The sequence below is a fragment of the Blautia sp. AM29-29 genome (assembly GCF_003480555.1).
Classification (GTDB): domain Bacteria; phylum Bacillota; class Clostridia; order Lachnospirales; family Lachnospiraceae; genus Fusicatenibacter; species Fusicatenibacter saccharivorans.
Genome location: NZ_QUJD01000022.1, coordinates 42,279 through 54,104 on the forward strand (window position 1 = coordinate 42,279; position 11,826 = coordinate 54,104).

At 39.3% G+C, this 11,826-nt stretch carries 14 protein-coding genes; all 14 read left to right on the plus strand.

Features of this window, described 5'->3' with window-relative positions; genetic code table 11:
• Positions 1–81 precede the first annotated feature (81 nt).
• A complete protein-coding gene (locus DW769_RS14320; protein WP_003061368.1) occupies positions 82–480 on the plus strand; it encodes a conjugal transfer protein in 399 nt (132 codons plus the stop codon).
• Positions 458–2,908: an ATP-binding protein gene (locus DW769_RS14325; RefSeq protein ID WP_003060327.1), complete on the plus strand. Its 2,451-nt coding sequence runs from the start codon at positions 458–460 to the stop codon at positions 2,906–2,908. Before DW769_RS14320 ends, DW769_RS14325 begins: the two co-directional genes overlap by 23 nt.
• On the plus strand, positions 2,908–5,118 hold the full coding sequence (locus DW769_RS14330; protein WP_003060083.1) for a CD3337/EF1877 family mobilome membrane protein: 2,211 nt from the start codon (positions 2,908–2,910) through the stop codon (positions 5,116–5,118). The genes DW769_RS14325 and DW769_RS14330 overlap by 1 nt, the downstream gene beginning before the upstream one ends.
• Entirely contained in the window at positions 5,115–6,122 is a 1,008-nt protein-coding gene (locus DW769_RS14335; protein WP_003059774.1) for a bifunctional lytic transglycosylase/C40 family peptidase, read from the plus strand. Before DW769_RS14330 ends, DW769_RS14335 begins: the two co-directional genes overlap by 4 nt.
• 16 nt (positions 6,123–6,138) lie before the next feature.
• Entirely contained in the window at positions 6,139–7,050 is a 912-nt protein-coding gene (locus tag DW769_RS14340) for a conjugal transfer protein (RefSeq protein ID WP_003062215.1), read from the plus strand.
• Positions 7,051–7,194: 144 nt separating this feature from the next.
• Positions 7,195–7,509 (plus strand): DUF6442 family protein, encoded by a 315-nt coding sequence (locus tag DW769_RS14345; protein ID WP_003061887.1) that lies wholly within the window; start codon positions 7,195–7,197, stop codon positions 7,507–7,509.
• Between the two features lies 1 nt (position 7,510).
• The gene (locus DW769_RS14350) at positions 7,511–7,720 is read left to right on the plus strand and encodes a helix-turn-helix transcriptional regulator (RefSeq protein ID WP_007286202.1); all 210 of its coding nucleotides are present in this window, start codon (positions 7,511–7,513) and stop codon (positions 7,718–7,720) included.
• A gap of 14 nt (positions 7,721–7,734) precedes the next feature.
• The gene (locus DW769_RS14355; RefSeq protein WP_003061243.1) at positions 7,735–8,064 is read left to right on the plus strand and encodes a DUF3784 domain-containing protein; all 330 of its coding nucleotides are present in this window, start codon (positions 7,735–7,737) and stop codon (positions 8,062–8,064) included.
• A 15-nt stretch (positions 8,065–8,079) separates the two neighbouring features.
• The gene (locus DW769_RS14360; protein WP_003060191.1) at positions 8,080–8,310 is read left to right on the plus strand and encodes a hypothetical protein; all 231 of its coding nucleotides are present in this window, start codon (positions 8,080–8,082) and stop codon (positions 8,308–8,310) included.
• 166 nt (positions 8,311–8,476) lie between these two features.
• On the plus strand, positions 8,477–9,247 hold the full coding sequence (locus DW769_RS14370; protein ID WP_003061398.1) for an ABC transporter ATP-binding protein: 771 nt from the start codon (positions 8,477–8,479) through the stop codon (positions 9,245–9,247).
• The gene (locus DW769_RS14375) at positions 9,237–10,079 is read left to right on the plus strand and encodes an FtsX-like permease family protein (RefSeq protein WP_003060411.1); all 843 of its coding nucleotides are present in this window, start codon (positions 9,237–9,239) and stop codon (positions 10,077–10,079) included. Before DW769_RS14370 ends, DW769_RS14375 begins: the two co-directional genes overlap by 11 nt.
• 20 nt (positions 10,080–10,099) lie before the next feature.
• Positions 10,100–10,183, plus strand: coding sequence for a 23S rRNA methyltransferase attenuation leader peptide (locus tag DW769_RS14380; RefSeq protein WP_001814874.1), 84 nt, complete (start codon positions 10,100–10,102; stop codon positions 10,181–10,183).
• A 124-nt stretch (positions 10,184–10,307) separates the two neighbouring features.
• Positions 10,308–11,045: a 23S rRNA (adenine(2058)-N(6))-methyltransferase Erm(B) gene (gene erm(B) / locus DW769_RS14385; protein WP_117780832.1), complete on the plus strand. Its 738-nt coding sequence runs from the start codon at positions 10,308–10,310 to the stop codon at positions 11,043–11,045.
• Between the two features lie 145 nt (positions 11,046–11,190).
• A complete protein-coding gene (locus DW769_RS14395) occupies positions 11,191–11,475 on the plus strand; it encodes a topoisomerase C-terminal repeat-containing protein (protein ID WP_002326770.1) in 285 nt (94 codons plus the stop codon).
• The last annotated feature ends 351 nt before the right edge of the window (positions 11,476–11,826 follow it).

An 11,826-nucleotide genomic window follows, 5' to 3' on the forward strand; every position in this document is an offset into this window, starting at 1 on the left:
TTGCTACTGACAGCGTATTTCTCTTTAAGGGACAGTCTGAAAATGGCTGTCCTTTTCTATTTTGAAAGGAGCTGAAAGAACTTGAAAAAGATTAAAAGCTACACGGGTATCTGGAACGTGGAAAAAGTCTTGTATGCAATCAATGACTTTAACTTACCCTTTCCCGTTACTTTTACACAGATTACATGGTTTGTGATTACGGAATTTATCATCATTCTGTTTGGGGATATTCCCCCACTTTCCATGATTGAGGGAGCATTTCTCAAATACTTTGGTATTCCCGTTGCTCTCACTTGGTTCATGTCGCAGAAAACCTTTGACGGAAAGAAGCCGTACAGCTTTTTGAAATCACAGATAACCTATGCCCTGCGACCAAAAATCACTTATGCAGGAAAAGCCGTAAAACTGCATAAGCAGATATTGAATGAAACAATCACGGCAGTAAGGAGTGTGAACTATGTTCCCGATAAAATATATTGACAATAACCTTGTCTGGAACAAGGACAATGAGGTGTTCGCCTACTATGAGCTGATACCATACAACTATTCTTTTCTATCCGCAGAGCAGAAATTTATCGTGCATGACAGTTTCCGACAGCTTATCGCACAGTCCCGTGAGGGTAAAATTCATGCGTTGCAGATTGCCACAGAAAGCTCAATCCGCAGTATGCAGGAACAGTCAAAGAAGCTGGTAACTGGAAAATTAAAGGAAGTTGCCTGCCAGAAGATAGACGAACAGACCGAAGCGTTAGTATCTATGATTGGGGACAATCAAGTGGACTACCGCTTTTTTCTTGGCTTTAAGCTCATGGTTACGGAAGAACAGCTCAATCTGAAGAACATCAAAAAATCGGTGTGGCTGACGTTCACAGAATTTCTCCATGAAGTGAACCACACGCTGATGAATGATTTTGTTTCCATGCCGAATGATGAAATCAACCGTTACATAAAAATGGAAAAGTTACTGGAAAATAAAATCTCCCGTCGCTTTAAGGTGCGTCGCTTGGAAATCCATGATTTTGGGTATCTCATGGAACATCTTTACGGCAGGGACGGTATCGCTTATGAAGATTATGAGTACCAGCTACCAAAGAAAAAATTGAACAAAGAGACGCTGATAAAATACTACGACCTTATCCGTCCGACAAGGTGTGTGATTGAGGAAAGCCAGCGGTATTTACGATTGGAACATGAGGACAAGGAAAGCTATGTGTCCTATTTTACCGTCAATGCGATTGTAGGAGAGCTTGATTTTCCGTCGTCTGAAATCTTCTATTTCCAGCAACAGCAATTCACATTCCCCGTTGATACGAGCATGAATGTAGAAATCGTGGAAAATCGGAAAGCATTAACGACCGTCCGCAACAAGAAAAAGGAACTGAAAGACCTTGATAATCACGCCTATCAAGCAGGAAGTGAAACCAGCTCAAATGTGGTGGACGCTTTAGACAGCGTGGACGAGCTGGAAACTGATTTAGACCAGACAAAAGAAAGTATGTATAAGTTAAGCTACGTCATACGGGTGTCTGCACCCGATCTTGACGAGCTGAAACGCCGTTGTGATGAAGTCAAGGACTTTTACGACGACCTCAATGTAAAGCTGGTGCGTCCTGCTGGGGATATGCTGGGGCTTCATTCTGAATTTTTACCAGCCAGCAAGCGATATATCAATGACTATGTGCAGTATGTAAAATCAGATTTTTTAGCTGGGCTTGGCTTTGGTGCGACACAGCAGTTAGGAGAAACTACGGGTATCTATATGGGCTATTCTGTTGATACGGGAAGAAATGTGTACCTGCAACCGTCCCTTGCCAGTCAAGGTGTAAAAGGTACAGTTACCAACGCTTTAGCGTCTGCTTTTGTCGGTTCGCTTGGCGGTGGGAAATCGTTCTGTAACAATCTTCTGGTATATTATGCGGTGCTGTTTGGCGGTCAAGCACTTCTGTTAGACCCTAAAAGTGAGCGTGGTAACTGGAAAGAAACGCTCCCAGAGATTGCACATGAAATCAATATCGTAAATCTTACCAGCGATAAGGACAATGCAGGGCTTCTTGACCCGTTTGTGATTATGAAGAATGTAAAAGACGCTGAAAGTCTGGCAATCGACATCTTAACATTCCTTACGGGTATTTCTTCAAGGGACGGCGAAAAATTCCCCGTACTTCGTAAGGCAGTACGCTCCGTTACCCAGAGCGACAGTCGGGGCTTGCTCCATGTGATAGACGAGCTACGCCGTGAAGATACGCCCATATCAAGAAATATCGCAGACCATATCGACAGCTTCACGGACTACGACTTTGCACACCTGCTGTTTTCAGACGGTACGGTAGAAAATGCTATCAGTCTGGATAATCAGCTCAATATCATTCAAGTAGCCGACCTTGTACTGCCAGATAAAGATACCACTTTTGAAGAATACACGACCATTGAATTGTTGTCTGTGTCTATGCTGATTGTGATTAGTACCTTTGCCCTTGATTTTATCCATTCGGACAGAAGCATTTTTAAGATTGTCGATTTAGACGAAGCGTGGGCGTTCTTAAATGTGGCACAAGGAGAAACCTTATCAAATAAGCTGGTTCGTGCTGGGCGAGCTATGCAGGCAGGCGTTTATTTCGTTACCCAGTCTGCCTATGACGTGTCAAAGGAAAGTCTGAAAAACAATATCGGCTTAAAGTTTGCATTTAGAAGCACGGATATAAACGAGATAAAGCAGACCTTAGAGTTTTTCGGTATCGACAAGGACGATGAGAACAACCAGAAACGCTTGCGTGATTTGGAGAACGGACAATGCTTATTGCAGGACTTATACGGGCGTGTCGGTGTGGTGCAGATACACCCAGTCTTTGAAGAACTGCTACACGCCTTTGATACCAGACCGCCCGTACAGAGAAATGAGGTGGAGTGATGAAAGAAAGGATAAAAGGTGTGTTCACAAAAAAGAAGATTTTCCACTTTCTCAAAATGGCTCTGTTCGTGGTGGCACTCTCCCTTATCCTGCTTTCACTTTTGGGGACGGTGGCTCATGCGACGGGGCTTGTAGACGATACCATAAACGCAGAAAATCTTTATTCAAAATATCCCCTTTCCAACTACCAGCTTGATTTTTTCGTCGATAATAGCTGGTCGTGGCTTCCGTGGAACTGGCTCGACGGTATCGGAAAATCGGTACAATACGGGCTGTACTGCATTACCAACTTTGTCTGGACTATCAGTTTGTATTTGAGTAATGCAACGGGCTATGTGGTGCAGGAAGCCTATAAGCTGGACTTCATCAATGATATGGCAGACAGTATCGGAAAGAGCATACAGACCCTTGCAGGCGTTACCGAGAACGGCTTTTCTTCTACGGGCTTCTATGTTGGTTTCCTGCTTCTCATTATCTTAGTGGTGGGAATGTACGTTGCTTATACGGGACTGATAAAACGGGAAACCAGCAAAGCACTTCACGCTGTTATCAACTTTGTGGTGGTGTTCGTGCTGTCCGCTTCATTTATTGCTTATGCTCCCGACTATATCAAGAAGATAAATGAATTTTCATCAGACATCAGTACCGCTTCTTTGGATTTGGGAACAAAAATCATGCTCCCTAACTCCGACAGCGAGGGTAAGGACAGCGTGGACTTGATACGGGACAGCCTATTTTCTATTCAAGTGGAACAGCCGTGGCTCTTGCTTCAATTCGGGAACAGCAACGCAGAAGAAATCGGGACAGACCGTGTAGAAGCTCTCGTATCGGCAAGTCCAGAGGACGAGGACGGGAAAACCAGAGAGGAAGTCGTGAAAACAGAAATCGAGGACAACGACAATAACAATCTGACAATACCGCAGGTCGTGAACCGTTTGGGTATGGTGTTCTTCCTCTTGTTCTTTAACTTGGGTATCACGATATTTGTATTCTTGCTTACGGGCATGATGTTGTTCAGCCAGATACTTTTTATTATCTTTGCAATGTTTTTACCTATCAGTTTTTTACTTTCCATGATACCGAGCTATGAAAGCATGGCAAAGCAGGCAATCGTGAGAGTATTTAATACCATAATGACACGGGCAGGAATAACGCTCATTGTAACGGTGGCATTTAGTATTTCCAGTATGTTTTACAACATTTCCACAGACTACCCATTCTTTATGGTGGCGTTCTTGCAGATAGTATGTTTCGCTGGTATCTACATGAAGCTGGGCGACTTAATGAGTATGTTCTCACTTAATGCTGGCGACAGTCAAAGCATGGGACGACGCATATTCCGCAGACCGTATCTGTTTATGCGACATCGGGCTAGGCGTATGGAACACCGTATTGCAAGGGCGGTAAGTGCTGGCGGTATTTCGGGCGGTGTAGCTGGTGCGGTGGCTGGAAGTGCCGTTGCTGGCAAGAGAGCCGAAAGAAAAAATACGGCTTCTAAAGAAAATCGGGGCAATACCACTTCCAGCATGGGACAGCGTGCAGGTTCAAAAGTCGGTGCTGTTTTAGATACGAAAAATAAAGTGAAAGACAAGGCAAACGCTGTCAAAGAGAATATCAAGGATATGCCGACACAGACCGCTTATGCGGTGTATTCCGCAAAGGAAAAGGCAAAGTCCAGCGTGTCCGACTTCAAGCGTGGCATGGTGCAGGAACAGCAGTCCAGACAGACGGGACGCTTGGAAAAGCAGGAACAGCGTAAGAAAAATATCGCTGACAAACGTATGGAGCTTCAAAAGGCACAAGAAGCAAGGCAGGTACAGCGAAAGGCTGACGGATCAGCGACAACGGGAGCTACCCGTCCCCATGAGCGACCAGTCACAGCTTCAACCATTCCAAAGCCGAGTGTTGAAAAAATGCAGGAAGTCAAACGCCCAGCCACAGCTCCAACTCCGAAAGCAAGTGAGCCAGTCAAGACAAATGTTATCAAAGAGCGTCCGTTATCTTCTGGTGCTTCTGATAAGAAAGCACCCCAGCCTACACAGACAGTACATAGGCAGAATGTAGAAAAAGTGGTATCGCAGGAAACACGCCAGAATGACACCAAAGACCGCAGGATAAAGGTTCAGCAGACCCAGAGCGTCCAGAAGAACCAGCAGACCATAGAGAAAACCCGTAACCTTGTAACGAAGAAAGGACAGAAGAAAAAATGAAACTGAAACATATCGCTATCATTGGCAGTCTGTTTCCTATCCTCTTTTCTCTGGTGCTTTTCTTTGGCGTCCTCATTAGTGCGGACAGCGACGACGAGAACAGCAATTTTTCTTCTGGCATTACGGGTATGAACCTATCCGCAGAAGTCTTGAAACATCAGCCTATGGTAGAAAAATACGCCAGAGAAAACGGTATCTCCGAGTATGTCAATGTGTTACTTGCTATCATTCAAGTAGAAAGTGGCGGTACGGCAGAAGATGTTATGCAGAGTTCGGAAAGTCTTGGTTTACCGCCTAATTCCTTAGATACGGAAAGCTCAATCAAGCAGGGGTGTAAGTATTTTGCGTCCCTGCTTTCTTCCTGCAAAAATCAAGGTATCGACGACTTGAATGTAGCGATACAGTCTTATAACTATGGCGGTGGCTATGTGGGATATGTGGCAGGAAAAGGAAAAAAACACACTTTTAATCTTGCAGAGAGCTTCGCCCGTGAGAAATCGGGTGGAAAGAAAGTAACCTACACCAACCCGATAGCCGTTGCTAAGAATGGGGGCTGGCGGTATGGCTATGGAAATATGTTCTATGTGGAAGTAGTCAATCAGTATTTAGCAGTTCCGCAGGTATCGGGAGAACTGGCACAAAAGGTAATGAATGAAGCGTTGAAATATCAAGGCTGGAAGTATGTGTATGGTGGCAGTAACCCGAATACTTCCTTTGATTGTTCGGGATTGACGCAATGGTGCTATGGAAAAGCTGGTATCTCCTTACCGAGAACAGCACAAGCACAGTATGACGCAACCCAACATCTGCCACTCTCGCAGGCAAAAGCAGGCGATTTGGTGTTTTTCCATTCCACCTATAACGCTGGTTCGTATGTAACACACGTCGGTATTCTTGTTTCGCCGACACAGATGTACCACGCAGGCGACCCGATAGGATATGCAGACCTAAGTAGTAGTTACTGGCAACAGCACTTAATCGGTGCAGGACGAGTAAAACAATAGAAAGGACTTGAAAAATATGTTTAAGAAGAATAAGAAACAGACAGAAACTATCAAAGAACCAAAAGAAAAAAAGGTGCGTACTGTCAAGGTAGGCACACATAAGAAAACCGTGATTGCGTTGTGGGTGGTGCTTGTCGCAAGCGTGAGCTTTGGGGTGTATAAGAATTTTACGGCTATCGACCAGCACACCACCCATGAAAAAGAAATCATTGAACTTTGCTTGCAGGACACCAACGGGATAGAAAATTTCGTGAAAAACTTTGCGAAGTCCTATTACACATGGGATAACAGCAAAGAAGCTATCGAAGCAAGGACGCAGGCAATCAGCGGTTATCTGACAAAGGAATTGCAGGACTTAAATGTAGACACCATTAGAACCGATATACCGACCAGCTCCACGGTTACAGATGTGATTGTATGGCATATCGAGCAATCGGGAGCGGACACTTTTTCTGCTACCTACGAAGTAGATCAGCAGATAAAAGAGGGAGAACAGACAAGCAATGTGAAAGCAACCTATACTGTAAAAGTCTATGTGGACGCAGACGGGGATATGGTAATCGTTCAAAACCCTACCCTTGCACCAGCAGTTGAAAAATCAGACTATGAGCCTAAGACACCAGAAGCAGACGCAAGCGTGGACGCTGATACGGTAAATGACGCTACCGCTTTTCTGGAAACATTCTTTAAGCTGTACCCAACAGCGACGGAAAAAGAGCTTGCTTACTATGTATTGGGAAATGTGATTGAACCTATCGGCAGGGACTACCTTTATTCTGAACTGGTAAACCCTATCTTTATAAAGGACGGCGACAATGTGAAAGTCAAGGTTGCGGTAAAATTCATTGATAATCAGACAAAAGCGACGCAGGTATCGCAGTATGAGCTTGTGCTACATAAGGATAGTAACTGGAAGATTGTAGGATAAATGATATAGCGTGCATTTCCTATCAGATTTGCACGCTTTTACAAAACGACAAGAAAACTGTGCAAAAATATTGACTTGTAATGACCGAATGCTATAATATAAATGACAAGTGTACTTGGTATTATTTGAAGGGAGCGTTATATAATGGATAAAGAAAAAATACTATCACAAAACAAAAAAGAGAATCTATATCTTGATGAATACGAAAAACATATTAAACTTCAAGGGAAATCTTTTGGCTTAATGTTTGTTTTATTTATCTGCATTTTAATTCTTTTCATTAAAGCAGTTTGTAAAGAACCTTACTATGACATAATGACAATTATTGGGTCTGTGGCATTTGGCTCTATGGGTTATGAAGCACATATTTCAAAAAATAAATCCAAATTTGTTATTGCTTTATTCTTTTTTCTATTTATGGGGTATTACTTTTATAAATTTTTAATGGTAGGTTTATAGAATGGACGAACATTTAATTTTGCGAAACAGATTAAAAACTGTACGAAAAGAAAAAAAATTATCACAAACAGAATTAGCTGAACTAGTCGGGGTTTCTCGGAATACAGTTAGTTCTATTGAAACTGGACAATTTAATCCAACAGCAAAATTGGCATTAGTGCTTTGTATAGCTTTAGATAAAAAATTTGAAGAATTATTTTATTTTGATTAAAGGAGAGAACGATTATGGAATTAGAGGAATTGATTGTTGAAATAGTTATAGGATTGTTTTTACTTTTTACATCTTATCAAATAGGTATAAAAGAGAATATTACTTTATTACATGGTTATCATTATACACAACTTGACCCTAAAGATAAAAAGGTGTTTACAAAAAAAATAGGAATAGGCACTTTACTGGTTAGTATTGGTATTCTTGTTATGCCGATTATCAATTTAATCTCTCATTCTGAATTAGGCTATTACATAGGTCTTATTTTGATTGTTGTAGGAGTGTTTTATATCATATTCATCATTGTAAAATACAATGGAAAACTTATTAGCTTTAAAAAGTAGAATTGAGGTATGAATATGATAGGACTGAACAAAAGAGATATAAAAAAGGCATTGAAAGCTGGTGCAAAAGCTGGCGGTGTATCATTGGCTGATGTTCGGGCGGATATTGAAGCTACGATTGATGAAGCTATGAATAGCACCGACCCAGAGGTGCAGGCAAATTTCAAAAAGTATTTTGGGAATAAACGCCCTACACCAGAAGAATATATTTATATCATTACGAAAAAGACAAAGGCAAAATTATAATAAAAGGGTCGTGGAAATGCTTCACAAAATTGTGATCTGCATTATCACGGCTCTTTTACTCTCTGTTTACTTTCAAAACTGTAAGTGTAATTGAATACTGCCCTTGCTATAATTTAATTGTATTCCAAAACAAATAAATGTGGCAGGAAGAAAGGAGCGATTTTTAATGGAACACATTTTAAATTTAGAGCAAGTAAAAAAATACTACGGGGGTAACTCTGGAAATATCACAAAGGCAGTAGACGGTATTTCTATGTATGTAGATAAGGGCGAATTTGTCGCAATCATGGGAGCTAGTGGTTCTGGAAAGACTACCCTATTAAACTGTATCTCTACGATTGATACTGTAACCAGCGGACACATTACAGTCAATAATCAAGATATTACCAAAATCAAGGATAAAGATTTTGCTGATTTCAGACGTGAAAATTTAGGGTTCATTTTTCAAGATTTCAACCTTTTAGATACTTTAACGATTGGAGAAAACATTTCTTTATCATTGGTTATCAACAAACAGAACCCTACTGATATTGAGAAAAGAGTTCATGCTATCGCCGATAAATTGGGTATTCGTGATATTTTATCGAAATTTCCTTATGAAGTTTCTGGCGGACAAAAACAGCGTTGTGCTTGTGCTAGAGCCTTAATCAATGAACCGAAACTGATTTTAGCTGATGAACCGACGGGAGCTTTGGACTCAAAAGCTTCCAGATTATTACTGGAAACAATGTCTGAAATCAACAAGAAAATGCAGGCTACTATTTTAATGGTAACACATGACCCGTTTAGTGCGTCTTTCTGTGAACGTATTTTGTTCTTGAAAGACGGTAAAATATTCAATGAAATTTTCAGAGGGGAAAAAAGCAGAAAAGATTTCTTCAATGAAATACTGGATATATTAACCTTGCTCGGAGGTGAAGTGGGAAATGTTAGGTAAGTTAGCGTATAGAAATACAAAAAGAAATATTAAAGATTATTTGATTTATCTGATAACCGTTACTGCATCCTTTTCTCTTATATTTGCTTTTAATTTGGTGGCAAATTCTGATGAAATTGTAAAGTTATGTTCCAGTATGGATGCATTTAAGAATTCATTGTTCGCTGTAAATATTCTTATTATTTTTGTGATATGCTTTTTGATCAACTATACAACGAAATTTATGTTTGAAAAAAGAAGTAAAGAATTAGGAACATATATGCTTCTTGGCATTAAGAAAAAAGAAATTGCCCACTTAGTTGTAATTGAAAATATACTGTTGGGAATTTTAGCATTTGTATTAGCTATTCCTATTGGCTTTTTATTCAGCCAGTTTGTGTCGTTAGTAATTGTAAACTTACTGGGTATTCCAAAAACTCTCTTTATTTCTTTGAATTTCGTTTCTATTGGACTATTGATAATTTATTTTTTAACTATTTATGTTTTGGTTTTGCTTAATCTATTAAGAAGAATAAGTAAAATGACGATACGTGATTTTCTTTATTTTGACAAACAAAATGAAAAGAAAATGTTCCGTGACAGTAAAAAAAGAAATGTCATTTTTGTTTTAAGTATTATTCTTGGTGCGATTTCTCTTTTTCTCTGGAATTCACGTTGTACTATGGATAATTTTAATAAGCAAGAAACACTTACTTATTTGATGGTAAGCGTAATCATGTTGATTATCAGCATTTATGGTATATCTACAACTTGTGCAGATATGTTCTTGACTGTTATCTTAAAATTTTGTATAATAGGAATTGAAGTTAAATTAGATGCTAAAAATTTGTAATTAAGAAGGAGGGATTCGTCATGTTGGTATTCCAAATGCGTAATGTAGATAAAACATCTACTGTTTTGAAACAGACTAAAAACAGTGATTACGCAGATAAATAAATACGTTAGATTAATTCCTACCAGTGACTAATCTTATGACTTTTTAAACAGATAACTAAAATTACAAACAAATCGTTTAACTTCTGTATTTATTTACAGATGTAATCACTTCAGGAGTGATTACATGAACAAAAATATAAAATATTCTCAAAACTTTTTAACGAGTGAAAAAGTACTCAACCAAATAATAAAACAATTGAATTTAAAAGAAACCGATACCGTTTACGAAATTGGAACAGGTAAAGGGCATTTAACGACGAAACTGGCTAAAATAAGTAAACAGGTAACGTCTATTGAATTAGACAGTCATCTATTCAACTTATCGTCAGAAAAATTAAAACTGAATACTCGTGTCACTTTAATTCACCAAGATATTCTACAGTTTCAATTCCCTAACAAACAGAGGTATAAAATTGTTGGGAATATTCCTTACCATTTAAGCACACAAATTATTAAAAAAGTGGTTTTTGAAAGCCGTGCGTCTGACATCTATCTGATTGTTGAAGAAGGATTCTACAAGCGTACCTTGGATATTCACCGAACACTAGGGTTGCTCTTGCACACTCAAGTCTCGATTCAGCAATTGCTTAAGCTGCCAGCGGAATGCTTTCATCCTAAACCAAAAGTAAACAGTGTCTTAATAAAACTTACCCGCCATACCACAGATGTTCCAGATAAATATTGGAAGCTATATACGTACTTTGTTTCAAAATGGGTCAATCGAGAATATCGTCAACTGTTTACTAAAAATCAGTTTCATCAAGCAATGAAACACGCCAAAGTAAACAATTTAAGTACCATTACTTATGAGCAAGTATTGTCTATTTTTAATAGTTATCTATTATTAAACGGGAGGAAATAATTCTATGAGTCGCTTTTTTAAATTTGGAAAGTTACACGTTACTAAAGGGAATGGAGATAAATTATTAGATATACTACTGACAGCTTCCAAGAAGCTAAAGAGGTCCCTAGCGCCTACGGGGAATTTGTATCGATAAGGGGTACAAATTCCCACTAAGCGCTCGGGACCCCTTGTAGGAAAATGTCCTAAGTGTGGCAACAATATTGTATTAAAAAAATCGTTTTATGGTTGTTCAAATTATCCTGAATGTAAGTTTACTTTAGCTGAACATTTTAGAAAGAAAAAACTAACCAAAACGAATGTAAAAGAATTACTGGAGGGAAAAGAAACCCTGGTAAAAGGAATCAAAAACAAAGAGAAAAAGCCCTACAATGCCGTTGTAAAAATTGGGGAAAAGGGATATATTGATTTTATCTCTTTTTCAAAATAAACATAAAAGCCCTTTAAAGAGGGCTTTTATATATTAATCACAAATCACTTATCACAAATCACAAGTGATTAATCACAAATCACTTGTGATTTGTGATTCTTAATGATACAATATTACTATGTTTTAGCTTTAAAGGCTCGTACAGACTATATGTTTTGTGCGGGCTTTTTTCATACCCGAAAAAATTTAAAAAATTTTTCAAAAGAGGTCATTAAATCACACCTAGCTGTCCTTATATGGTGCGGAAAGAGGGATAAACACTTTTCAAATCATAAAGGAAAGGAGGTGAGATTGATGAAACGTAAGCGATGAATAATCACCCGTTCACGACCTCCAGGGAACCTCAAATGT

Bases quoted from the DNA above. Each gene is read 5' to 3' on its own strand.
- DW769_RS14325 (WP_003060327.1), top strand. From the start codon at position 458: ATGTTCCCGATAAAATATATTGACAATAACCTTGTCTGGAACAAGGAC.
- DW769_RS14330 (WP_003060083.1), top strand. From the start codon at position 2,908: ATGAAAGAAAGGATAAAAGGTGTGTTCACAAAAAAGAAGATTTTCCAC.
- DW769_RS14335 (WP_003059774.1), top strand. From the start codon at position 5,115: ATGAAACTGAAACATATCGCTATCATTGGCAGTCTGTTTCCTATCCTC.
- DW769_RS14340 (WP_003062215.1), top strand. From the start codon at position 6,139: ATGTTTAAGAAGAATAAGAAACAGACAGAAACTATCAAAGAACCAAAA.
- DW769_RS14345 (WP_003061887.1), top strand. From the start codon at position 7,195: ATGGATAAAGAAAAAATACTATCACAAAACAAAAAAGAGAATCTATAT.
- DW769_RS14350 (WP_007286202.1), top strand. From the start codon at position 7,511: ATGGACGAACATTTAATTTTGCGAAACAGATTAAAAACTGTACGAAAA.
- DW769_RS14355 (WP_003061243.1), top strand. From the start codon at position 7,735: ATGGAATTAGAGGAATTGATTGTTGAAATAGTTATAGGATTGTTTTTA.
- DW769_RS14360 (WP_003060191.1), top strand. From the start codon at position 8,080: ATGATAGGACTGAACAAAAGAGATATAAAAAAGGCATTGAAAGCTGGT.
- DW769_RS14370 (WP_003061398.1), top strand. From the start codon at position 8,477: ATGGAACACATTTTAAATTTAGAGCAAGTAAAAAAATACTACGGGGGT.
- DW769_RS14375 (WP_003060411.1), top strand. From the start codon at position 9,237: ATGTTAGGTAAGTTAGCGTATAGAAATACAAAAAGAAATATTAAAGAT.
- DW769_RS14380 (WP_001814874.1), top strand. From the start codon at position 10,100: ATGTTGGTATTCCAAATGCGTAATGTAGATAAAACATCTACTGTTTTG.